This window comes from Streptomyces sp. NPDC111606, from assembly GCF_055656945.1.
The window spans coordinates 243436-266587 of sequence record NZ_JBVKBY010000004.1; the positions used below are offsets into that span (position 1 = coordinate 243436).

General features: G+C 70.7%; 19 protein-coding genes, 1 pseudogene and 1 riboswitch. Of the genes and pseudogenes, 10 read left to right on the forward strand and 10 right to left on the reverse strand.

The genetic code is table 11. From position 1 onward, the window contains the following. Positions 1 to 4 precede the first annotated feature (4 nt). Complete coding sequence (locus ACZ7M7_RS16475) at positions 5 to 1264, forward strand: cation:proton antiporter (RefSeq protein ID WP_383627648.1); 1260 nt, start codon at positions 5 to 7, stop codon at positions 1262 to 1264. Between the two features lie 30 nt (positions 1265 to 1294). Here ACZ7M7_RS16475 and ACZ7M7_RS16480 read toward each other — a convergent pair. The 4 genes and pseudogenes from ACZ7M7_RS16480 to ACZ7M7_RS16495 all read right to left on the reverse strand — a co-directional run bounded on the left by ACZ7M7_RS16480 (position 1295) and on the right by ACZ7M7_RS16495 (position 5885). Further along, positions 1295 to 2321, reverse strand: a pseudogene (locus ACZ7M7_RS16480) (PucR family transcriptional regulator). 112 nt (positions 2322 to 2433) lie between these two features. Then, positions 2434 to 3651, reverse strand: a complete 1218-nt coding sequence (locus ACZ7M7_RS16485) for a cation:proton antiporter (protein ID WP_472117095.1) — start codon at positions 3649 to 3651, stop codon at positions 2434 to 2436. Positions 3652 to 4250: 599 nt separating this feature from the next. Further along, the gene (locus tag ACZ7M7_RS16490) at positions 4251 to 4538 is read right to left on the reverse strand and encodes a DUF3040 domain-containing protein (RefSeq protein ID WP_383602102.1); all 288 of its coding nucleotides are present in this window, start codon (positions 4536 to 4538) and stop codon (positions 4251 to 4253) included. A 237-nt stretch (positions 4539 to 4775) separates the two neighbouring features. Next, positions 4776 to 5885: an acyltransferase family protein gene (locus ACZ7M7_RS16495; RefSeq protein ID WP_472117098.1), complete on the reverse strand. Its 1110-nt coding sequence runs from the start codon at positions 5883 to 5885 to the stop codon at positions 4776 to 4778. Positions 5886 to 6075: 190 nt separating this feature from the next. On the opposite strand from ACZ7M7_RS16495, the gene ACZ7M7_RS16500 reads away from it, so the two are divergent. Continuing rightward, the gene (locus ACZ7M7_RS16500; RefSeq protein WP_383602096.1) at positions 6076 to 6531 is read left to right on the forward strand and encodes a tellurite resistance TerB family protein; all 456 of its coding nucleotides are present in this window, start codon (positions 6076 to 6078) and stop codon (positions 6529 to 6531) included. A 104-nt stretch (positions 6532 to 6635) separates the two neighbouring features. On the opposite strand, the gene ACZ7M7_RS16505 is transcribed toward ACZ7M7_RS16500, so the two are convergent. The 3 genes from ACZ7M7_RS16505 to ACZ7M7_RS16515 form a co-directional block, all read right to left on the reverse strand. Continuing rightward, positions 6636 to 7994: an LCP family protein gene (locus ACZ7M7_RS16505; RefSeq protein ID WP_472117101.1), complete on the reverse strand. Its 1359-nt coding sequence runs from the start codon at positions 7992 to 7994 to the stop codon at positions 6636 to 6638. A 198-nt stretch (positions 7995 to 8192) separates the two neighbouring features. Then, complete coding sequence (locus ACZ7M7_RS16510) at positions 8193 to 9125, reverse strand: M56 family metallopeptidase (protein WP_472117103.1); 933 nt, start codon at positions 9123 to 9125, stop codon at positions 8193 to 8195. Between the two features lie 6 nt (positions 9126 to 9131). Next, entirely contained in the window at positions 9132 to 9542 is a 411-nt protein-coding gene (locus ACZ7M7_RS16515) for a BlaI/MecI/CopY family transcriptional regulator (protein ID WP_383602088.1), read from the reverse strand. A 157-nt stretch (positions 9543 to 9699) separates the two neighbouring features. Here ACZ7M7_RS16515 and ACZ7M7_RS16520 point away from each other — a divergent pair, with 157 nt between their 5' ends. Then, a complete protein-coding gene (locus ACZ7M7_RS16520; RefSeq protein WP_472117106.1) occupies positions 9700 to 10275 on the forward strand; it encodes a TerD family protein in 576 nt (191 codons plus the stop codon). A gap of 92 nt (positions 10276 to 10367) precedes the next feature. Beyond that, on the forward strand, positions 10368 to 10592 hold the full coding sequence (locus ACZ7M7_RS16525; RefSeq protein ID WP_383627630.1) for a twin-arginine translocase TatA/TatE family subunit: 225 nt from the start codon (positions 10368 to 10370) through the stop codon (positions 10590 to 10592). A gap of 129 nt (positions 10593 to 10721) precedes the next feature. Here the strand turns inward: ACZ7M7_RS16525 and ACZ7M7_RS16530 are convergent, their stop codons facing one another. Together ACZ7M7_RS16530 and nicT are read right to left on the reverse strand one after the other, a co-directional pair. Further along, positions 10722 to 11363 carry a superoxide dismutase gene (locus ACZ7M7_RS16530; protein ID WP_383602079.1) on the reverse strand — a complete coding sequence of 214 codons (642 nt, stop codon included), beginning with the start codon at positions 11361 to 11363 and terminating at the stop codon, positions 10722 to 10724. Between the two features lie 72 nt (positions 11364 to 11435). Then, positions 11436 to 12593, reverse strand: coding sequence for a Nickel transporter NicT (gene nicT / locus ACZ7M7_RS16535; protein ID WP_472117110.1), 1158 nt, complete (start codon positions 12591 to 12593; stop codon positions 11436 to 11438). Between the two features lie 173 nt (positions 12594 to 12766). Here nicT and tsaD point away from each other — a divergent pair, with 173 nt between their 5' ends. Beyond that, positions 12767 to 13837, forward strand: a complete 1071-nt coding sequence (gene tsaD / locus ACZ7M7_RS16540; RefSeq protein ID WP_472117113.1) for a tRNA (adenosine(37)-N6)-threonylcarbamoyltransferase complex transferase subunit TsaD — start codon at positions 12767 to 12769, stop codon at positions 13835 to 13837. Continuing rightward, entirely contained in the window at positions 13837 to 14469 is a 633-nt protein-coding gene (locus tag ACZ7M7_RS16545) for a GNAT family N-acetyltransferase (protein ID WP_472117116.1), read from the forward strand. Before tsaD ends, ACZ7M7_RS16545 begins: the two co-directional genes overlap by 1 nt. Positions 14470 to 14489: 20 nt before the next feature. Here ACZ7M7_RS16545 and ACZ7M7_RS16550 read toward each other — a convergent pair whose 3' ends face one another. Next, the gene (locus ACZ7M7_RS16550) at positions 14490 to 15905 is read right to left on the reverse strand and encodes a short-chain fatty acyl-CoA regulator family protein (RefSeq protein WP_472117119.1); all 1416 of its coding nucleotides are present in this window, start codon (positions 15903 to 15905) and stop codon (positions 14490 to 14492) included. 387 nt (positions 15906 to 16292) lie between these two features. Between ACZ7M7_RS16550 and aceA the strand changes: the two genes are divergently transcribed. The 4 genes from aceA to metE all read left to right on the forward strand — a co-directional run bounded on the left by aceA (position 16293) and on the right by metE (position 23074). After that, positions 16293 to 17576 carry an isocitrate lyase gene (gene aceA / locus ACZ7M7_RS16555; RefSeq protein WP_472117122.1) on the forward strand — a complete coding sequence of 428 codons (1284 nt, stop codon included), beginning with the start codon at positions 16293 to 16295 and terminating at the stop codon, positions 17574 to 17576. Between the two features lie 105 nt (positions 17577 to 17681). After that, a complete protein-coding gene (gene aceB / locus ACZ7M7_RS16560) occupies positions 17682 to 19280 on the forward strand; it encodes a malate synthase A (RefSeq protein ID WP_472117125.1) in 1599 nt (532 codons plus the stop codon). Next, a complete protein-coding gene (locus ACZ7M7_RS16565) occupies positions 19277 to 20146 on the forward strand; it encodes a 3-hydroxybutyryl-CoA dehydrogenase (protein ID WP_472117128.1) in 870 nt (289 codons plus the stop codon). Before aceB ends, ACZ7M7_RS16565 begins: the two co-directional genes overlap by 4 nt. 231 nt (positions 20147 to 20377) lie before the next feature. Then, positions 20378 to 20575, forward strand: a riboswitch (cobalamin riboswitch). 180 nt (positions 20576 to 20755) lie between these two features. Further along, positions 20756 to 23074 carry a 5-methyltetrahydropteroyltriglutamate--homocysteine S-methyltransferase gene (metE, locus tag ACZ7M7_RS16570; protein ID WP_472117131.1) on the forward strand — a complete coding sequence of 773 codons (2319 nt, stop codon included), beginning with the start codon at positions 20756 to 20758 and terminating at the stop codon, positions 23072 to 23074. Positions 23075 to 23152: the final 78 nt, after the last annotated feature.

Here is a 23152-nt window from a genome sequence, read left to right on the forward strand (position 1 = left end):
CGGCGTGCACTCCTCCGCTGTCTTCCTCATAGAGTTCGGCGCCATCATCCTCGGCCTGGGCCTGCTCGGCCGGTTCGCCGCGCGTTTCCAGTTCTCCCCGATACCCCTGTACCTGCTGGCCGGACTCGCTTTCGGCGAAGGCGGGCTGCTCCCGCTCGGCACCAGCGAGGAATTCGTCGCCATCGGCGCCGAGATCGGTGTGATCCTGCTGCTGCTGATGCTCGGCCTCGAGTACACGGCCAGTGACCTGGTCTCCAACCTCAAGACCCAGTACCCGGCCGGCCTCGTCGACGCCGCGCTCAACGCCCTGCCCGGCGCGGCCATGGCCCTGCTGCTGGGCTGGGGCCCGGTCGCCGCCGTAGTCCTGGCCGGTGTCACCTGGATCTCCTCGTCCGGCGTCATCGCCAAGGTCCTCGGCGACCTCGGACGACTCGGCAACCGCGAAACCCCGGTCATCCTCAGCATCCTGGTCCTCGAGGACCTCTCCATGGCCGTGTACCTGCCGATCATCACCGCGCTGCTCGCGGGGGCCGGTCTGGCGGCGGGCAGCGTCACCCTCGCCATCGCACTCGGCGTCGCCGGACTCGTTCTCCTGCTCGCGGTGCGCTACGGGCGCCACATCTCCCGCTTCGTATCCAGCGACGACCCCGAGAAGCTGCTCCTGGTCGTCCTCGGCCTGACCCTGCTGGTCGCGGGCATCGCCCAGCAGCTCCAGGTGTCGGCGGCGGTCGGTGCGTTCCTGGTCGGCATCGCGCTGTCCGGCGAGGTCGCCGAGGGCGCGCACAATCTCCTGGCGCCTCTCCGGGACCTGTTCGCCGCGGTGTTCTTCGTCTTCTTCGGCCTGCACACCGACCCCGCGAGCATCCCGCCGGTGCTGCTGCCCGCGCTGGCCCTGGCCGTCGTCACCGCCTTCACGAAGATCGCCACCGGCTACTGGGCGGCCAAGCGCGCGGGAATCTCCGCCAAGGGCCGCTGGCGCGCGGGCGGAACGCTGGTGGCCCGCGGCGAGTTCTCCATCGTCATCGCCGGACTCGCCGTCACCGCGGGCATCGAGCCCTCCCTCGGCCCGCTCGCCACCGCCTACGTCCTCATCCTGGTCATCCTCGGCCCGCTCACCGCCCGCTTCACCGAGCCGGTGGCCATGCTCCTGACGGCCCGTCTGCGCAAGCCCGCGCCGACGGCGCACGTACCGGCCGCGAGGGAGACTTCACCTGCGGCGCCGCTCGAAGCGGTGGACGATCAGGACACCGTCGGCCGGTCGTGAGCTCGCGGCCACCGGGGCTGAACCCGAGGCTCACAGAGGTCTGTTCGGCCAGTCCAGGAGGCCGGCGCCGATGACCGCCGTCTGCAAGGGCGTAGCGGTGGGCGGGATCGTTGGGGTCGCTGCCGGTCAGAGTGCGGATGCGGGCCAGCCGGTACGTCAGCGCGCGCACGCTGAGCGACAGGTGCCGGGCCGCGGCGGCTGCCACACAGCCGGTGTCGAAGTACACGGTGAGCGTGTCGAGCAGCGGCTGCGCGCCGCCGCGCGCCTGCTCCAGCGGGCCCAGGGTGTTGTGGACCAGGTCGACCAGTGCCTGCCGGTCGCGGGCCAGTACGGGGAAGACGAGCAGGTCGGCGGCCCGCAGAAGGGGATCGTCCAGGCCCATGCGCTGGGCCACGTCGAGGGCGTTGAGGGCCTCTTCGTAGCTGTGGCCGATACCGACGGCGCCCTGCCGGGGCCGGCCCACGGCGACCTGGCCGACGCCGGTGGCGGCGTGCGCGAGCCTGGCGAAGTGAGTGAGGACTCCGTCCTGATCGCCGGGGGCGATGCACACCATCCTCCCCTCCTTCGTGGTGAACAGGATGCGCCGGTTCTCGAAGCGTGCGAACAGCTCCCCCGCCACCTGGCGGGGTACCGGGTCCGTCTCGTCGTACTTCTGCGGCCCCTCGGCCACGGCGACGGCGTGGGCGCGGGACAGCCGCAGCCCGAACCGTTCGCAGCGCGCGGCGAGATGGCCCGGATCACCACGCCCGAGGCGGGCGGCCTCTTCCTTGCGGATGACGAGCCGCTGCGCTCGTTCGTATCCGTCGGCGAAGGCGTCCACCGCCTGCTCGATGACGGCGAGGACGCTGTCGGGGTCGGCGTGGACCGGCCGGTCGCGGCTCCCGGCCGCGAGATGGGAGCGCACCAGGGCACGCCAGCCGTGCCCCGCCTCGGCCGCCCTGGCGCCGAGGGCCCTGCGGGACTCGACCTCGTCGCGGGTCAGACGGCGGCCCGTGACGGCGGCGTCCGCAAGGATCCGCTCGAAGCCTTCGAGGAACACGTTGGTGGCGCGCTCCATCGTCGTCACCTTCTCCCCGTTCGCCGACGGCAGTTGTCGTCGGCCGGCGGCGCCGGGCGCGGGCGGCGGCGATCCGGCCGACGTCGCGCCCGCGCACCCCGGGCTGTGCGGCTCAGCCGTTCGCATGGGCGACCTCGGCCGGTTCCGCCACCGTCGTCGCGGCCGGCGTTTCGCGCGGCGAGCGGCGAGCGAGGCCGCGGGTCAGGGGCTCGGTCCAGCGGGCGGCGAGCGGTCCGAGTACGACCAGGATCAGGACGTAGGCCGTGGCCAGCGGGCCGATGCGTGGCTCGACGCCGACGGTGAGCCCGGCGATGACGATGGAGAACTCGCCCCGCGCCACCAGGGTTCCGCCCGCGCGCCAGCGCCCCTTGCGGGAGATGCCGGCTCGGCGGGCGGCCCAGTAGCCGGTGGCGATCTTCGTGAGGGTGGTGACGGCGGCGAGGGCGAGGGCGGGGACCAGTACGGGCGGAATGTCCGCGGGATCGGTGTGCAGGCCGAAGAAGACGAAGAACACCGCGGCGAACAGGTCCCGCAGTGGGGTGAGGAGGTTGCCCGCCCCTTCGGCGACCTCGCCGGACAGCGCGATGCCGACCAGGAACGCACCGACCGCCGCCGACACCTGGAGCTGCTGGGCGATGCCCGCGACGAGCAGAGTCAGGCCGAACACGACCAACAGCAGCATCTCCGCGCTGTCCGAGGAGACCGCACGGCTGACGAGGCGGCCGTGGCGCAGCGCCACGTACAGCACCGCGCCGACCGTGCCGAGGGCGATCAGCAGGGTCAGGGCGCCGCCCGCGAGGCTCACCCCGGCCAACAGGGCGGTGAGGATGGGCAGGTAGACGGCCATGGAGAGGTCTTCAAGGACCAGCACGCCGAGTACGACCGGAGTTTCGCGGTTGCCGAGTCGGCGCAGATCCCCGAGGACCTTGGCAATGACGCCGGACGAGGAGATCCAGGTGACACCGGCGAGGGCGACGGCGGCGACCGGGCCCCAGCCCAGCAGCAGGGCCATCGCGGCGCCGGGGGCGGCGTTCAGGACGAAGTCGACCGCGCCGGAGGGGTATTGGGTCTTGAGGGTGTCGACGAGTTCGGAGGCGCTGTACTCCAGGCCGAGCAGGAGCAGCAGCAGGATGACGCCGATCTCGGCGCCGGTGGCGACGAACTCCTCGCTGGCCTGAAGCGGAAGGATGCCGCCGTGGCCGAAGGCGAGTCCGGCGAGCAGATACAGGGGTATGGGCGAGAAGCCCACCCGGTCGGCGAGGCGGCCCAGCAGCCCCAGGGCGAGGATGATCGCGCCGAGTTCGATGAGCATGGCTGTGGTGTTGTGCACGGGCGTCTGACCTCCGTGATCGGTTCGGTGGCGGCGTCTGTGCCAGGTGCGGTGTCGGCGGCCGGAGTTGAGCTCCGGGACTGCCTGGGTGCGGTCGCGGGTGCGGGCAACCGCTCGGGCCGCTCGGCTCGGTGGCGTCGTACGGCGAGACGGTGTTGAGGTTCGTGTGCGCAAGCCGAGTGAGCGGCTGCGCGCATGGCGAGGTGAGGTGGTGTCCTTGCGGTGGGGCTGGGACGGGCCTGCCGGTGGGCCCGGAGCGCGGCGTGACGGGTGACGGGCCGTGCTGTGGCCGGTTGTCCTCGTCGGGCGCGGTGCGCGTCAGCGCGCGGCGCGGCCCTTCAGGCCGACGGCGTTGCCGGTATCAGGAACGCCGTCGCGGGCGGCGTTCTCGACGCGTGCGGGGATCTCGACGCGCGCACGGATGACCGGACCCATGTCACGCCCCCCATCACGTCCGCCGGAATCGGCGACGACCACCAACGACTGAGCAACCCCTCGCTCAACGGAGCGTAAGGGCTCGGTAAAGGATTCTAGCGCATGCCAAATTCCGATGATCATACGGAAGTTGTCGTATCCGCGGCCGTCCCGGCTCCGGCGCGTCAGCGACGCGGTGGGCAGCGTCGCCCTGCGCGCGGGCGATGCGGGTCGAAGAGCTGACCGGCGATGCCGGTGAGGACCAGGCCGGCGGCGATGAGCAGTCCGTCGGCCACGACGATTCCGGTGACCAGTACGGCGACCGCGCCCGTCAGCATCGACCAGACACCGGTGCGGCGGTACTCGCGGGGCCGGGTGGGTCGTCCGGCGCCCAGCGCCCGGGCGAAGCGAGGGTCATCACGCGCGAGTCGCGCTTCGAGCGCGCCCAGACTCTCGTCGTCGGACTGAGGCATGGCTCCCCCTTCCCCGTTGCCCGACATCCGCACAGCTCGGCGACGTGAACAGCCCGCTCCGGCATCCCACCCGGCATCGCCCCGGCCGCTCCCGCCATCAGGCCCAACTCCCATCTTTCCTGGGGGCGGACCTGCACAAACGCCTGGTGACGGACCTGCACGAACACTGCCGACAATGTCCGTGCCACGCACACGGACTCCGATGAGCGAAGGCCGTCAGGCCGGCTCCGGCCGCAGTCAGCTCGGGTGGCGGGCGGGCCGGCCCACGGGCGTCGGCGGTGCCAGTGGTTCCGTCACACGGCGGAAGACTCGCTGGATCGCAGGAGCGCAGAGCGCGGAAATAACCGCGACCGCGATCAGTGTGACGGTGATCTCACCTACGGGTTCCCGGATCCAGGCGTGGTCGTACCAGCCGAAGTACTTGGCCGCCTGAGCCACGAACCCGTGCAGCAGGAAGCCGGACAGGGTGCCGGCGCCCAGCACCGTGAACCACGTCCGGCGCCCCGGCACACAGGCGAGGAAGGCGGCGACCAGGACGACCGAACAGCCGAAGGTGGCCAGGGTCATCAGAGGGCCGTACCAGGCGGGTGCGGCAAGCCCCTGGGCGCTCTCGCTGTGGAAGAACCAGCCGTAGTCCATCCGCGAGGCGGCCCAGTACGCCACCACGAGTGCGCAGCCGAGGACCGGCAGGGCGAGGGTGCGCGCCTCACGGCGGCGGACCAGGAGGAAGTGCCCCGGCTTCAGTTGCAGGCCGAGCACGAAGTACGGCAGGAACTGCAGGACCCGCTGGAGACCCAGGTCGTTGCCGATCGAGGGCGAGAGGGTGGCCAGCATCGCCACGCCGAGAGCGAGCGGCAGCGGCCACCGCACCAGCCGCCAAATCGGAGCCGTCAGCCGCCAGACGAACAGGGCCGCCAGGAACCAGGTCAGGTACAGCGGGTCCAGCAGGCTGATCGGCCGGTCGGGATCCTGGCTGGTCCACCGCGTGAAGAGGGTGTACGCCACCTCGAAGACCACATACGGGACCACCACGCCGGTGAGCAGCCTCCCGATCTTCCGGGGTTCCGCTTCGAAGCCGCGCGAGAAGTAGCCCGAGATGACCGCGAACACCGGCATGTGAAAGGCGTACACGAGCATGTACAGCGCGGTGACGGTCGGGCTGCCCTCCCGCAGCGGCTCCCAGGCGTGACCCGCCGCCACCAGGAGGATCGCCAGGTACTTGGCGTTGTCGAGGAAGGGATCCCGCCGCTCGGCCCGTCTCTGCGCAAACGCCGCGAACGGCAGCGGTTGCTGCCGTCGCTCCGGTGCGAGTGTGACAGCGGGTGCGGGTGTGGCGTCAGCGGACATCGCCAGCACCCTAAGCACATTTCCCCACGCCGGTTCAAGCACACCGTGTGCTGACGCACACGTATGAGCCACCCACGACGGCCGCCGCTCCGGTCCCTGCAGGGAACTGCCGACTTCTACATTACTGTAGAAGCTGCGGCCGCCCGCTTCGGCGACCGCACAGCAGCCCCGTACCCCGTTTGGAGTTCTCATGGCCCTGTGGGACCGCATCAAGGAGTCCGCATCGACGATGCAGACCCAGTTGGTGGCGAAGAAGAACGACCTCAAGAGTGGCGCCTTCCGCGACGCGAGCATGGCGATGTGTGCGCTCGTCGCCGCCGCCGACGGCACCGTCGACCCCTCCGAGCGGCAGCGGGTGGCCCAACTGATCGCCACCAACGAGGTGTTGCAGAACTTCCCCGCCGAGGAACTGCGCCGGCGCTTCGAGGAGAACCTGAACCGGCTCACCACCGACTTCGACTTCGGCAAGGTGAGTGTCATGCAGGAGATCGCCAAGGCGAAGAAGAAGCCCGCCGAGGCGCGCGCCGTCGTCCAGATCGGCATCGTCATCGGCGGCGCCGACGGCGACTTCGACAAGGATGAGCAGGCCGTGGTGCGGGAGGCGTGCTACGCGCTCGACCTGCCGCCGCACGAGTTCGACCTCTGAGCGTTCTCCCCTCGCCCTCATAGGGCGGACGAATCCGGCCGCCGGCTGTCGCCGGGGTGGGCGGTGTCCGCCCCATGGGCTCGCTTCCGCCCCGGCGCTGCGGGTCAGCGGATGTCGTCGAGGTCGAGGTCCTTGCCGACGACCAGGGTGACCGCACCCGCCCCCGCGGCCGAGTCCGGCGTGGCCCGGACCCCTGGCAGCCGGGCGGCGAGTGCCTGGGCCTGCTTCTCCAGGCCCGCCGGGTAGGTGACCTTCGTGGTGCCGCTGTTCTGGGGGGCGTTGCCCGTGCCCGCGACCGTGATGCCGGCCTCGCGCAGCTTCTGGGCGACGGTGCCGGCCAGCCCCGAGACCCCCGTGCCGTTGAGAACCTGGACGCGCACGGAGGAGGCGTACACGGGGTTCTTCGCGTCCGCCTCCAGGCGCTTCTTGTCGACCTCCTTGTCCCTGGCCAGGGCGGCGAACAGCTCGGTGGCCTGCGGGAACTGCCAGACCACGTTGGCCTTGTCGGAGGCCACGTCCGCCTCGCGCGGGTAGTTGGGGACCGTGAGGAAGGTCAGACGGTCGCTCGGGATTCCCTTGAGCTCCGACGCGAGGCCGTACAACGGCTTGATGCCGGCGAGATCGGGGTCCGTGGTGAGGGACTTGGTGGCCGACTGCAGGAAGCCGTAGAGCGCCTTCGGGCTGGTCAGTTTGGCCTGCGCCTTCTCGGCGAGGGCATCCATGAACTCCTGCTGGCGCCCGATGCGTCCGATGTCGGAGCCGTCGCCGACGCCGTAGCGGACGCGCACATAGCCGAGCGCCTTCTCGCCCCCGACCGTCTGGCAGCCGGGCTCCATGTCCAGTCGGGCCTTCTTGGAGTGGATGGCCTGCTCGGGGCAGACCTCGATGCCGTCCAGGGCGTCGACCATGCCCTTGAAGCCCTGGAAGTCGACGGACATGAAGTGGTCTATGCGCAGGCCCGTGTTGGCCTCGACCGTCTTGATGGAGCAGGCGGCCGCACCGGCGACCTCGCCGCTGGTACCACCGAGCGCGAACGCCTCGTTGATCTTGTAGTGGTGCGGCTCGGAGCTGCTGCCGTCGCCCGTGTCGCAGGCCGGTACCTCCACCCAGGAGTCACGGGGGAACGACACCACCGTGGCCCATTTCCGGTTCGCGGGGACGTGCAGCACCATCAGCGTGTCCGACTGCATGGTGGTCAGGTCCTTGCCGTACTCGGCGTTGGCGCCGTCGCGGCTGTCGGAGCCGACGACCAGGATGTTCTTCGACCCCGGGCTGAGGTTCTCGGGCCGGTCGCCGCCGATCTTGTCATCGACGTCGGCGGACTTGATGTTGTCGTTGAGGTCCTGGTAGACCCAGGCGCCCACCCCGGCGACTCCGAGGACGACGGCCGACGTCACCCCCACCCCCCACGCCAGGATCCTCCCCCGCCGCGTCAACCGGGTCTTCCCCTCGCCGCCCGGCATGCGTCGGCGTTTCCCCGTCCCCGTCACCTGCGCCCCCCTCGATAGATGAATGGCCGAAGCCCGAACCCCTCACCCCGAACAGACGACGATCTTCGCAACATCCGTTGCCTGGATCGCAGGAACCGCCAAAATTCCCGTGCCGGAGCCCTCGACGCTCGGCCTACCGCCAAGCCCAACGCCCGCTCGGGAACCCGCCGTTCACAGAGGCGTCGCCGCGCGCAGAATGAGGACCATCGTCACCGCCGAGTTCGCGGACGACATCGCCGAGACGGCCGTCCCCGCGGCCGCGCACCACGCCGCCAGGCCCACCGAGGTGAACAGCGACGGCCAACGACGGCCCTGCGGGGCGGGCGCGAGCAGTGCGGCCACCCGGCGCGGCACCGGCCCCGCCGCCGCGAAGCCCGCCAGCGTCGCGACCGGAGTGCCCCGGGACACCAGCGCCGCCTTGCCGATCGCGCTCGCCACCGTCCGGCGGCTGCCGATCGCCCGGGCGGCCTCTTCGTCCGCCCAGCGTTCCGTGGTGTACGCCACCACTGTGCGCAGCGGGCGCAGGAAAGGGTTGGCCCGCGCGGCCAGTTGGACGGCGAGCAGGAAACGGTGGTGCCGCGCGGCCAGATGGGCCCGTTCGTGAGCGAAGAGCGCCCGGCGTTCGGCGGGTTCGAGGCGGTCCAGCACTCCCGTGGTCACCACCACCCGGTCGCGCCGGCCACCCGGCAACGCGTACGCATACGGAACCTCGTCGGGGAGTACGACCACACCCGTGCCCGGCAGCCCGGCGAGCGCCCGGTGGGCGTGACGGCGCACCCGGCCGTGCCACCACAGCGTCCGTCCGCAGACCACGACCACCGCGCACAGCGCCGGGATGGCCGCCTTGCCGACGATCTCGTCGTACGGCACGGCCGCCCGCACCTCCGGGTCCGACCAGCCGTCGGGCAGCGGATTGCCGGGCAGTTGGGCGGTGCCGACCACCATCGTCAGGCCCAGACAGACCGTGCTGCACACCGTCATCACGGCGGCGACAGCGGTGAGCAGCCGGGTCGCGGTGCGGGGATGCAGGTGCTGCTCGGCGAGGCGTGCGATCGGCCATGCCGTGAGCGGCAGGACGAGCGGGAGAAAGACGAAGACCCCCATGAGGTGTCAGTGGTCCCCTTCACTCCGGGTCCCGCCCGGTTCGCTCCCCGACTGCCCCAGCAGTTCACGCAGGAGCCGCTCGTCGTCCGGCCCCAGGCTTGTGACGAAGCTGGCGAGCACGGCCCCGCGGTCGCTCTCGGCATCCAGCACCCTGCGCATCCTGTGCGCCGCGAGGCCCGCCTGGTCCGAAGCCGACGTCCACGCGAAGGAGCGGCCCGCACGCTCCCGGGTCACCGCGCCCTTGGCCAGCAGTCGGGTCAGGATCGTGATCACCGTCGTATAGGCGAGGTCGTCGCCGAGCCGTTCCTGCACCCAGCCGGCCGTCGCCGGACCGTCCGCCTCCCGCAGCGCCGACAGGACCAGCGCCTCCAGCTCGCCCTGTCCCCGGCGCCGGGAACGCTGCCGGTCATCCGCCATGCCCTGTCTCCCTTCCGCTGACCTGCGCGTCATGTGCGATACATCGAGCGGTACATCGTAAGGAAAGCAGAAGGCGGCCTGCCATTTCTTCTACAGTGATGTAGATTTCAGAGGACCGCAATCAGCACAACCACCTCATGCGAAGGGGAGAGCATCAGTGGGAGTTTCCCTGTCCAAGGGCGGCAACGTCTCGCTCAGCAAGGAGGCACCGGGCCTGACCGCCGTCCTGGTCGGACTGGGCTGGGACGTGCGCACGACCACCGGCACCGACTACGACCTCGACGCCTCCGCCCTGCTGCTCAACACCTCCGGCAAGGTCCTGTCCGACCGGCACTTCGTCTTCTACAACAACCTCAGCAGCCCGGACGGTTCCGTGGAGCACACCGGTGACAACCTCACCGGTGAGGGCGAGGGCGACGACGAGTCCGTCAAGGTCGATCTGGCGGCCGTGCCCACCGACGTCGACCGGATCGTGTTCCCGGTCTCCATCCACGACGCCGAGAACCGCGGCCAGAGCTTCGGCCAGGTCCGCAACGCCTTCATCCGCGTCGTCAACCAGGCCGGCGGCGCCGAGATCGCCCGCTACGACCTGTCCGAGGACGCCTCGACCGAGACGGCCATGGTCTTCGGCGAGTTGTACCGCCACGGCGCCGACTGGAAGTTCCGAGCCGTCGGACAGGGGTACGCCTCCGGGCTCGCCGGGATCGCCGCCGACTTCGGTGTCGACGTCTGACAGCGGGCCCCTGCTCGGCCGTGGGACGCTGATCCCCGCTGCTCCACCTGCGCCAACACCTCACCCAGCCCACCAGAAGGACGGGACCCCACATGTTCGGACTGAGCGAATTCGCGATCATCCTCCTCGTCGTCATCGCCGTCCTGTGCGCGAAGAAGCTTCCCGAACTCGCCCGTTCGGCGGGCAAGTCGGCGCGCATCCTGAAGTCCGAGGCCAGGGCGATGAAGGACGAGGACGCTCCCGGGGCACCCCGGGTGATCCCGGGGGAGACCGTCGCGTCGGAGGGACCGAGGCCCCAGAGCTCGGGTGCGCAGTAGGGCGGCGCGGCACGAGAGCGCGAAAGGGCTCCCACAAGGCACTTCCTTGTGGGAGCCCTTCGCCGTGCCGCCTGCCGGTGAAGGTTGAGAAGACGATCACGAGCAGGACATCCGCGGCGTGTTACGGCGTCACGGCGCCAGAAGCAGGCTGTTGCCCCGCTCCTTGGCGGCGGCGTAACGCTTGGCAACGTCCTGCCAGTTGACGACCTGCCACATGGCCTCGATGAAGTCGACCTTCTGGTTCCGGTACTGGAGGTAGAAGGCGTGCTCCCAGGCGTCGAACACCAGGATCGGCGTCGAGCCCTGGCCGACGTTGCCCTGGTGGTCGTAGACCTGCTCGACGATGAGGAGGCCACTGAGCGGCTCGTAGGCGAGCACGCCCCAACCGGAACCCTGGGTCGTGGCCGATGCCTTGGACAGCTGGGTCTTGAAGTTCGCGAAGGAGCCGAAGGACTCGGCGATGGCGTCCGCGAGTTCGCCCACGCCGTCCTTCTCCAGCGGCTCGCCGCCGCCCTCGCCCGTCATGTTGTGCCAGTAGATCGAGTGCAGGATGTGGCCGGAGAGATGGAAGGCCAGATTCTTCTCCAGGCCGTTGATCGAGCCCCACGACTCCTTGTCCCGCGCCTCGGCGAGCTGCTCCAGCGTGTCGTTCGCGCCCTTCACGTACGCCGCGTGGTGCTTGTCGTGGTGCAGCTCGATGATCTCGGGGCTGATGACCGGGGCGAGCGACGCGTAGTCGTACGGAAGCTCCGGGAGCGTGTAAGTCGCCATGTCCAACGTCCTCCGACGTTATTGCGAATAGTATGCAGCTGCACATTAACAGCAAGAGCAGCAGCTTTTCGATCAGGCATTGGACCTAGGACCTGCGCCGTGTCGCAGCGCGGCACCACTGCTCGCCGAGCCCTCCACGCCAGGCCGGGCCAGGCCCGCCGTCCACTTCTCCTCGATGCGGCCGACCTTCCAGACCAGCAGGGCCAACGCCCAGGTGGCGAAGAAGAGGCCGACGATGACGTAGCCGATGATGTTCAGGTCGAGGCCGGAGACCCAGTCCCAGAACGGCCCGTGCAGGTCCGCCTTCTCGGCGATCAGGCCCAGCAGTTCGACGGTGCCGATGATGAGGGCGACGGCGACCGACAGGCCCGTGACGGTGAGGTTGTAGTAGACCTTGCGGACCGGCTTGGAGAACGCCCAGCCGTAGGCGAAGTTCATGAACGAGCCGTCGATGGTGTCGAGCAGCGACATGCCGGCCGCGAACAGGAGCGGCAGGCACAGGATCGCGTACCAGGGCAGCCCCGATGCCGCGCCCGAGCCGGCCAGGACGAGGAGCGCGATCTCGGTCGCGGTGTCGAAGCCGAGGCCGAAGAGGACGCCCAGGGGGTACATCTGCCAGGGCTTGGTGATCGACTTCATCAGGCGGCCGAGGAGGCGGTTCATGAAGCCCCGGTTGTTGAGCTGCTCTTCGAGGGCGGCCTCGTCGAAGTGGCCGGTGCGCATCTGCCGGAAGACCTTCCAGATGCCGGCCGTGATCACGATGTTGATGACCGCGATGAGGTAGAGGAACGTCCCCGAGACCGTCGTGCCGATCCAGCCGGTCACGCTGTGCAGTGCGGAGTCGTCGTCCTGCACCGGGTCGGCCAACGCCTTGACGCCCAGGGAGAGCAGGAAGGCGAGGGCGAAGACGATCGAGGAATGACCGAGGGAGAACCAGAAGCCGACCGACAGCGGGCGCTGCCCCTCACTCATCAGCTTGCGGGTGGTGTTGTCGATGGCGGCGATGTGGTCGGCGTCGAAGGCGTGGCGCATGCCGAGGGTGTAGGCGGTGACGCCGATGCCGATGCCGAAGGTCTTGCTGCCGAGGCTGTAGTGCTCGGGGGCGACGATGACCACGAGGGTGAACCAGCCGATGACGTGCAGCGCCAGGATGAACGCGGCCATTCCGCCGAGGCTCGCCCACTCCTTGCGGGTCATGGACGTGCGGATGCGGTGCCACGAGGAAGTCATGGAGTGGGGGCCTCACTGCTGGTCCGATGGCTGTTCTCAGCCGCGTAGCCCAGGCTTCTGCCGAGCAGTTGCAAGAACAACGCAGGGGCGGCAAAGCCCACGTCAGGATTCAGTCAGCCCTTATTGCACAATACTTGCAATAGCTTTGGTGATGCAGAAAGAGGTGGGTCGGCATGGGACGCAAGGCATCCCCGATCGTGCTGGGCATCGAGTCGTCGTGCGACGAGACCGGCGCGGGGCTCGTCCGGGACGGCCGGCTGCTCGGCCACGCCCTCGCGTCGAGCATGGACGAACACGCCCGGTACGGCGGTGTCGTACCCGAGATCGCCGCCCGCGCCCACGTGCATGCGGTCCGACCGGTGATCCAACAGGCCCTGGGCGGGGCCGGGTTGCGGCTCTCCGACATCGGCGCGGTCGCCGTCACCACCGGACCGGGTCTGTCGGGCGCGCTCCAGGTGGGGCTTGCCGGTGCGAAGGGCATCGCGTACGCGCTCGGCGTCCCCCTGTACGGCGTGCACCACCTCGCCGGCCATGTCGCCGCCGACACCCTGGAACACGGGCCGTTGCCCGATCCCTGCATGGTGCTGATCGTCTCCGGCGGCCACACTTCGCTGCTCCTCGTCCGCGACCTGGCCCGCGATCCGATCGTCCCTCTCGGCGACACCCTCGACGACGCGGCCGGGGAGTGCTTCGACAAGGTCGCGCGGGTCTTCGGGCTGCCCTATCCGGGCGGCCCGGCCATCGACCGGGCAGCGCGCGTGGGGGATCCGCGCGCTGTCCCCTTCCCGCGCCCCCTGACCGGCCCGCGCGACGAGCCGTACGACTTCTCCTTCTCCGGGCTGAAGACGGCGGCCGCGCGGTGGGCGGAGGGGCATGCGGGCCGTGAGCTGCCCGTGGCCGACGGCGCGGCGTCGCTGCAGGAAGCCATCGCCGACGTACTGACCCGCAAGGCGGTGGCGGCCTGCGTCGAGCATGGGGTGGGCACGCTGGTCGTGGTCGGCGGGGTTGCCGCGAACTCCCGGGTCCGCTCCCTGGCCGAGGAGCGCTGCCGCGCCGCGGGCGTCGAACTGCGCGTACCTCCCCTGCGGTTGTGCACGGACAACGGCGCGATGATCGCCGCCGTCGGCGACCTCCTGGTGCGTGCCGACGCCGAACCGGCGCCGCTGGACGTGTCGATCGATCCGTCCGCACCGCTGGAGTACGCGGCGCTGCACCCTGTGGCGGCCGTGGCGGTGGCGGCCTGATGGACATCCGCGTCTTCAAGGACGGGGCGCTGCTCCCCCACACCACCGCCCTGCGGTCCGTGTACGCCGACGCCTTCCGCGCCCCGCCCTGGGACGAGGACGAGGAGAAGGCCGCCGAGTTCGCGGCGCGACTACCCCTGAACGTACGGCGTCCGGGTTTCACGGCCGCGCTCGCCTTCGACGGTGAGGAGGTCATCGGTTTCGCCACCGCCTGGACCACTCTCTCCCCCTTCCCCACCGACCGCTGCTACCCCCAGGCGGCCGCCGGGCTCGGTCGCGACCGCACCGGCGACTGGCTCTGCGGCGCGCGCGAGATAGACGAACTCGCCGTACGCGCCGCCGCCAAGGGCACCGGCCTCGCCGCCGACCTGCTGGAAGCGGTCACCGCAGACGCTCCCGAAGGCCGTTCCTGGCTGCTCACCTCCGTCCAGTCGGGGCGAGCCATGACCTTCTACCGCCGCCAGGGCTGGACCCAGGCCACCCACCCCTCCCCCGACGGCAAGGGCATCGTCGTCTTCCTGAGCCCTCGTCACCCCGCCCGGTCCCTGGCCGCCCAGCCGCTGCCGCGGGCGTCGTCCCCGGCATCGCGGAGGTCGGCCGCACCGCCCGGCACGGCTCCTACTGCCGGCTGAACAGCAAGGTCCGGGCCCGGTCACGCCCGCCCGTCGCTGTCGACCTCGACCGGATACGGCACGAACGTGCTGCTGTGCTCGTCGACGGCGAGTGCCCGGCCCAACGGAGGAGCCGCCCGCTGAGGACAGTCGAGGCGTTCACAGACGCGGCAGCCCATGCCGATCGGGGTCGCGGCGGAGGCGTTGGTGAGGTCGAGGCCGTCTGAGTAGACGAGCCGATGGGCGTGGCGGATCTCGCAGCCCAGCCCGATGGCGTACGTCCTGCCGGGCTCGCCCCAGCCGCCGCGGTGCCGGGTGACCGCGCGGGCCGTCCACAAGTAGCGCTGCCCGTCCGGCATTTCGGCGATCTGGACATGGATGCGACCGGGTGCGGCGAACGCCTCGTAGACGTTCCACAGGGGGCAGGTGCCGCCCGCCCGCGAGAAGTGGAAGCCGGTGGCCGACTGGCGTTTGGACATGTTCCCGGCGCGGTCGACACGGACGAAAGAGAAGGGCACGCCGCGCAGCCGGGGGCGCTGAAGGGTGCTCAGGCGGTGGCAGACGGTCTCGTAGCCGAGACCGTAGCGGTCGGTGAGGCGCTCGATGTCGTAGCGGAACTCCTCGGCCGCCGCGTGGAAGGCCCTGTACGGCAGGATCAGCGCGGCCGCGAAGTAGTTGGCGATGCCGATGCGGGCCAGGGCGTGGGCGGGTGAGCCGGGCGGGAAGTCCTCGGCGGCCTGCCGGTCGAGTTCGTCGCCGTATTCGAGGAGCGCCAGTTGGGTGGCCATGCGGAACGCTCGCTGGCCGGGGCGCAGGCGGTTGGACAGGTGGAGGGTGCGGGTCGCCGCGTCGAAGTGGTGCAGACGGTCGCCGGTCCCTGCGGCCGGGCGGACATCGTGCGCGTCGGCCAGTCTCGCGGTGAGCGCGCCGACGACCTCGCCGGGCCGGATGCCGATCTCCTCGGCGAGGCGTTCGGCCGCGAGGTCGGTGTCGTGCAGGTAGTTCTGGCGGCGGTAGAAGAAGTCCCGGATCTCCTCGTGGGGTGAGCGCGGTGTCTCGACTGCGGTGTCCCGGCCGTCGGCCGCTCCCGCGAGCCGCTCGGCAAGGAGCTGGTTGCGGCGGCCCAGGTCGAGCAGGACCCGCGCGACCGCGGGCATGCGGGAAGCGAGTTCCGCGAGGTCGGACGGGGAGACGCGGGACTCGGCGATCTCGCCGGTGAGCGCCTCGCGCAGGTCGGCCATCAGGCGGGTCGTGTCGCGCTCGGAGAAGAAGTTCGGGTCGAGTCCGAAGGTCTCGGTCAGCCGGAGCAGGACGGGGACGGTGAGCGGGCGGGAGTCGTGCTCCATCTGGTTCAGATAGCTGGGTGAGATGGCGAGGACGCGCGCCAGCTCGGCCTGGCTCATCCGGCGCTCCTCGCGGAGCCTGCGCAGCCGCGCGCCCGCATAGGTCTTGCTCACCGCGTGCGTTCCTCCGTGTCAGGGACGAGCTGAGACCCGGTCAGCGTACGCGAACGGGCGGCTCCCGCACCCTTCGCAAGATTGGCAAACAGCGGCGAGAAGATTCGCAAAGCTTGGCAGGCTTCCACAGTTGATGGCACTCAGTGCCAGTGCCAGAGTGTGAGTGCGGCCCGCCGGACCCGGCAGGCTCCGCCCGGAACCGGGGCGCGATTCATGCCCTGACGTCGGAGATCCCGGCTGTACGGCAGCCCGTACCGGCAGCATTGCTCACCTTCGCCCCTTCGGGTGGCGGCGGGCCGCACCCCTTGAGAGAGACACGCAGTGCCAATCGCGCGGCGAGCCGCACACAATTGGCAGACGCAACAGACCGAGGAGACGGTGACAGTCATGGCAGAGGCGAGGACGCAGGCGGCCGAGGAGCTCGCACGGCGCTGGGCCACCGACCCGAGGTGGCAGGGCATTGAGCGCACCTACAGCGCCGAGGACGTCGTCCGGCTGTCCGGGAGTGTCCGTGAGGAGCAGACCCTGGCCCGGCGCGGGGCCGAGCGGCTGTGGCGCCAGCTGCATGAGCGGGACTACATCCACGCCCTGGGCGCGCTGACCGGCGGCCAGGCGGTGCAGCAGGTCAAGGCCGGGCTCCAGGCGATCTACCTGTCCGGCTGGCAGGTCGCCGCCGACGCCAACCAGGCCGGGCACACCTACCCCGACCAGAGCCTGTACCCGGTCAACTCGGTGCCGCAGGTGGTGCGTCGGATCAACAACGCGCTGCTGCGCGCCGACCAGATCGCCACCGCGGAGGGCGCGGGCGACGCGACGGACTGGCTGGCGCCGATCGTGGCCGACGCCGAGGCCGGCTTCGGTGGTCCGCTCAACGCCTTCGAGCTGACCAAGGCGATGATCGCGGCGGGTGCGGCCGGCATCCACTACGAGGACCAGCTCGCCTCCGAGAAGAAGTGCGGCCACCTCGGCGGCAAGGTCCTCGTCCCGACCTCGCAGCACATCCGCACCCTCAACGCGGCCCGTCTGGCCGCCGACATCGCCGATGTGCCGACGGTCGTCGTCGCCCGCACCGACGCCCTCGCCGCCAACCTCCTGACCAGCGACGTCGACGAGCGCGACGCCGAGTTCGTCACCGGCGAGCGGACGGCGGAGGGCTTCTACCGGGTGCGCAACGGCATGGCGCCGGTCATCGCCCGCGGCCTCGCCTACGCGCCGTACGCCGATCTGATCTGGGTCGAGACGGGCACCCCGGACCTGGCGCAGGCCCGCGAGTTCGCCGAGGCCATCCAAGCCCGGTACCCGGACCAGATGCTGGCGTACAACTGCTCGCCCTCCTTCAACTGGAAGGCCGCGCTGGACGACGACCAGATCGCCAAGTTCCAGCGTGAACTGGGCGCGATGGGCTACAAGTTCCAGTTCATCACGCTGGCCGGCTTCCACTCCCTCAACCACGGCATGTTCGACCTCGCCCGCGGCTACGCCGAGCACGGCATGACCGCCTACGTCGACCTGCAGGAGAAGGAGTTCGCCGCGCAGCCCCACGGCTTCACCGCCGTCAAGCACCAGCGCGAGGTCGGTACCGGGTACTTCGACCTGGTGTCGACGGCCGTCAATCCCACGTCGTCCACGACCGCGCTGACCGGGTCCACGGAGGAAGAGCAGTTCCACTAGGCCACCCGGCCGGGAACCTCACCCACGGCTCCCCATGACCGAGCGGAGGGGACGGCCGACCGTCCCCGGCACCGCCCCTCCGCTCCCACCCCTCAGGAGATCCCGATGTCCACGACCGCACTGACCCGTCACGTCCGCGTCCTCGTCGGTGCGGGCCACCGGCACGAGGAGATCCTCACACCCGCCGCACTGGACTTCGTGGGCCGGCTGGCCGACGCCTTCGGCAAGCGCCGCCTGGACCTCATGAAGGAGCGCCGCAGGCAGGTGCTGAGACTGGCGTCCGGCTCACCACTCGACTTCCCGATGGTCACCTCCGCCGTCCGTGCCGACCCCACCTGGCGGGTCGCGCCTCCCGCCCCCGGCCTGACCGACCGGCGCGTCGAGATCACCGGCCCCCCGGACCGCCGGATGGCCGTCAACGCACTCAACTCCGGCGCCGAGGTCTGGATGGCGGACTTCGAGGACGCCACGGCCCCGCTCTGGGACAACGTCGTCGGCGGGCAGCTCACCCTTCTCGACGCCGTCGAGCGCCGGATCGACTTCACCACGCCCGAGGGCAAGGAGTACCGACTGGCGGACCCGGACAAGCTCGCCACCATCGTGGTGCGCCCACGCGGCTGGCATCTCGACGAGGAGCACCTGGAGTTCGACGGGCGGCCCGTGCCCGCCGCGCTGGTCGACTTCGGCCTCTACTTCTTCCACTGCGCCCAGCGGCAGATCGACGCCGGGTACGGCCCGTACTTCTACTTGCCGAAGCTGGAGAACCGGTACGAGGCGCGTCTGTGGAACGACGTCTTCGTCCTCGCCCAGGAACTGCTCGGCATCCCCCGCGGCACGATCCGCGCCACGGTCCTCATCGAGACGATCACCGCAGCCTTCGAGATGGAGGAGATCCTCCACGAGCTGCGGGAGCACAGCGCGGGTCTCAACGCGGGCCGCTGGGACTACCTGTTCAGCCTCATCAAGACGTTCGGTCACCGCACCGACTTCCTCCTCCCCGACCGGGCGAAGGTGACGATGACCGCCCCCTTCATGCGGGCGTACACCGAACTCCTCGTCCGTACCTGCCACAAGCGCGGTGCCCATGCCATCGGCGGCATGGCCGCCCAGGTGCCCGGCAAGGACCCGGCCGCGAACGAGGCCGCGCTCGCCAAGGTCCGGCTCGACAAGGAGCGGGAGGCCGAGGACGGCTTCGACGGCTCCTGGGTGGCCCACCCCGGGCTCGTCCCCGTCTGCCACGAGGTCTTCGGCGGTGTCCTCGGCGAACGGCCCCACCAGATCGACCGTACCCGCGACGACGTCGAGGTGAGCGCGGCCGACCTGCTGTCGGTGCGAAGGATCAGCGGGCCGCCGACTGCGGAGGGCGTGCGCACCAACGTCGCTGTGGCGGTGCGCTACTTCGCCGCCTGGCTGCGCGGCCAGGGCGCCGTCGCGCTGGACGGCCTGATGGAGGACGCGGCCACTGCCGAGATCGCCCGTGTGCAGGTCTGGCAGTGGCTCCGGCACCGGGTGATCGACCGAGAGACGGTGCTGCGGCTGCTCGACGACGAGGTCGTCGCGCTCGGCGCCGAGTACCCGTGGGCGCCCGTCGACGAGATCCGTGCCCTGTTCGAACGTACCGCGCTGGCGGGCGAGTTGCCGCTGTTCTTCACCCCGGACGCATACACGCGGCACCTCGTGCAGCGGACGGAGGCCGGGGCGTGAGCGGGAGCATCCAGCGCATCGGGGTGGTCGGCGGCGGGCAGATGGGGGCCGGGATCGCCGAGGTGTGCGCACGGGCCGGACTCGACACGGTGATCTGCGAAGTGGACGCGGTCGCGGCCCGCGCCGCGCGGGACCGCGTGGCGGCGTCACTCGACCGCGCCGTGCGCCGCGGCAAGCTGGAGGAGGCCGCGGCGCGGGACACGCTCGCCCGCATGGACTTCAGCGGCAGCCTGGACGATCTCGCCGACCGGCAACTCGTCGTCGAGGCCGTCATCGAGAACCCGGCGGCCAAGACCGAGGTCTTCGCCGCCCTGGACAAAATCGTCGAAGACCCCGAGGCGGTACTGGCGACCAACACCTCCTCACTCCCCGTCATGCGGCTCGGCATGGCGACCGGCCGGGCGGACCGGGTGGTGGGCCTGCACTTCTTCAACCCGGTGCCGGTGCTGCCGCTGGTCGAGATCGTGACCTCACTGCACACGTCGCAGGCGACGACCACCGCGGTCGAGGACTTCGCGACCCGCACGCTCGGAAAGACCGTGATCCGCTCCCAGGACCGGGCAGGTTTCGTCGTCAACGCCCTGCTCGTCCCGTACCTGCTGTCCGCGGTCCGGATGGCGGAGTCCGGCTTCGCCACCGCCGCCGACATCGACACCGGCATGGAGCTGGGCTGCGCCCACCCCATGGGCCCGCTCAGGCTCGCGGACCTGATCGGCCTCGACACCGTCGCCTCGATCGCCGAGTCGCTCTACGACGAGTTCAGGGAACCCCTTTACGCCCCTCCCCCGTTGCTCCAGCGGATGGTGGAGGCGGGGCTGCTCGGCCGGAAGACCGGCCGCGGGTTCCATATCTACGACCAGGACTGAGGGCCTGGTACGACGCGGGCTGAGGGGCCCGCGTCGCCGCCGGGAATGAGGGTTCCCGCGCGGTGGACACAGGGGAAGGGCGGGAAGCGCGTATGCGGCGCGCTTCCCGCCCCGTGGCGTTGCGCGCCCCGGGCGCGCCAGGCACTCCCGGCACTCGGGTGTCCCATTTCACCATCCGAATGACGGACGCCTTCCTTCCCTCCGAGATGCCACCCCGTAGGCTGGCCGGTGCAGCTGGTTCGCCCCGCCCGCCAGGTGGGATGCGTCGCAAGAGGGAACCCGGTGGGAATCCGGGACTGCCCCGCAGCGGTGAGTGGGAACGACCGCCGTCATGAGCACTTGGCCCGACGAAAGGGCCTGGGAAGCGACGGCCAGTAGGTGTCCTCCGGTCAGGAGGACGTGCCCGCGAGTCCGAAGACCTGCCAACTGCCCGTGCGCGGACCATTCCGCGCATGGAGATCTCGGTGACCTCGAGGGCGGGTCGGCGTACATACCAGGCGGACGACCGCGGTTTTGCCGCGCGGGGTCGGTTCCGTCCGGTTCGTCACCCCTTCGCGCTCTCGTCCCGTCGCCGGGATCTCAGGGATTCATCTCGCGAAGGAGATCTCCGTGACCAGCAAGTCCGCAGCCGCGGCAGCACGGGCCACCGTGTACGGCTACCCCCGCCAGGGCGCGAACCGGGAACTGAAGAAGGCGATCGAGGGCTACTGGAACGGCCGCGTCACCGCCGACGCTCTCCGCTCCACCGCCGCCGAACTGCGCGCCGCCAACTGGCAACAGCTCGCCGAGACCGGCATCCACGAGGTCCCGACAGGCGACTTCTCGTACTACGACCACGTCCTGGACACCACCGTCATGGTCGGCGCGATCCCCGAGCGCCACCGGGACGCCGTCACGGCCGACACCCTCGACGGTTACTTCGCCATGGCGCGCGGCACACAGGACGTGGCGCCGCTGGAGATGACGAAGTGGTTCGACACGAACTACCACTACCTGGTGCCGGAGTTGGGCCCGGACACCGTCTTCACGGCCGACTCGGCCAAGCAGGTCGCCGAGCTGACGGAGGCCCTGGCGCTGGGCCTGACCGCCCGCCCCGTCCTGGTCGGCCCGGTCACCTACCTGCTGCTGGCCAAGCCCGCCCCCGGTGTGCCCGCGGACTTCGAGCCCCTCACCCTCCTGGACCGCCTGCTGCCGGTGTACGCCGAGGTCCTCGCCGACCTGCGCGCGGCCGGCGCCGAGTGGGTACAGTTCGATGAACCCGCACTCGTCCAGGACCGCACCCCGGCCGAGCTGAATGTCGCCGAGCGCGCCTACCGTGATCTCGGTGCCCTCCCCGACCGTCCGAAGCTGCTGGTTGCCTCGTACTTCGACCGGCTCGGCGACGCCCTGCCCGTGCTGGCCAAGGCCCCGGTCGACGGGCTGGCCCTGGACTTCACCGAGTCCGCCGCCGCCAACCTCGACGCACTCGCCGCCGTGGGCGGGCTGCCCGGCAAGCGGCTGGTCGCCGGCGTGGTCAACGGCCGCAACATCTGGGTCAACGACCTGGAGAAGTCCCTGTCCACCCTCGGCACCCTGCTCGGGCTGGCGGACCGGGTCGACGTGGCCGCCTCCTGCTCCCTCCTCCATGTGCCCCTGGACACGGGCCTGGAGCGGGACATCGAGCCACAGGTCCTGCGTTGGCTGGCCTTCGCGAAGCAGAAGACCGCCGAGATCGTCGCCCTCGCCAAGGGCCTTGCCCAGGGCACCCACACCATCGCGGCCGAACTCGCCGCCAACCGGGCCGACCTGGCGTCCCGCGCCGGCTCGCCGATCACCCGTGACCCGGCCGTCCGCGCCAGCGCCGCCGCCGTCACCGAGGCCGACGCCCGCCGCTCCCGGCCGTACTCCGAACGTGCCGCCGCTCAGCGCGCCCACCTCGGCCTTCCCCTGCTGCCGACCACCACCATCGGCTCCTTCCCGCAGACCGGCGAACTGCGCACCGCACGCGCCGACCTGCGCGGTGGGCGCATCGACGCCGCTGGGTACGAGGAGCGCATCAAGGCCGAGGTCCAGGAGGTCATCTCCTTCCAGGAGAAGACCGGGATCGACGTCCTGGTGCACGGCGAGGCCGAACGCAACGACATGGTCCAGTACTTCGCCGAGCAGCTCACCGGCTACCTCGCCACGCAGCACGGCTGGGTCCAGTCCTACGGCACCCGTTACGTCCGTCCGCCGATCCTGGCCGGCGACATCTCCCGCCCCGAGCCGATGACGGTGCGCTGGACCCAGTACGCCCAGTCCCTCACCGACCGCCCGGTCAAGGGCATGCTCACCGGCCCGGTCACCATGCTCGCCTGGTCCTTCGTCCGCGACGACCAGCCACTGGGAGATACGGCCCGGCAGGTCGCCCTGGCCCTGCGCGACGAGGTGGGCGACCTGGAGGCGGCCGGGACTTCGGTCATCCAGGTCGACGAACCCGCGCTGCGCGAGACCCTGCCGTTGCGCTCCGCCGACCACCCGGCCTACCTGGCCTGGGCGACGGAGGCGTTCCGGCTCAGCACGAGCGGAGTGCGTCCGGACACGCAGATCCACACCCACATGTGCTACGCCGAATTCGGTGACATCGTCCAGGCCATCGACGACCTCGACGCCGACGTCATCAGCCTGGAGGCCGCCCGCTCGCACATGCAGGTCGCCCGGGAACTCGCCGCCCACGGCTACCCGCGCGAGGCCGGCCCCGGCGTGTACGACATCCACTCCCCGCGCGTCCCCAGCGCCGAGGAGGCCGCGTCCCTGCTGCGCACCGGCCTCAAGGCCATCCCCGCCGAACGGCTCTGGGTCAACCCGGACTGCGGCCTGAAGACCCGCGGCTGGCCCGAGACCCGCGCCTCCCTGGAGAACCTGGTCACCGCGGCCCGCACGGTCCGTGAGGAGCTCTCCGGGTCCTGACAGCGGGAGCGAGGTGCCGGGGAGGGGGCGCGCGTTCCGCTCCCCGGCAGATCCTCGACGTCGAGCCCGGCAGCAGGG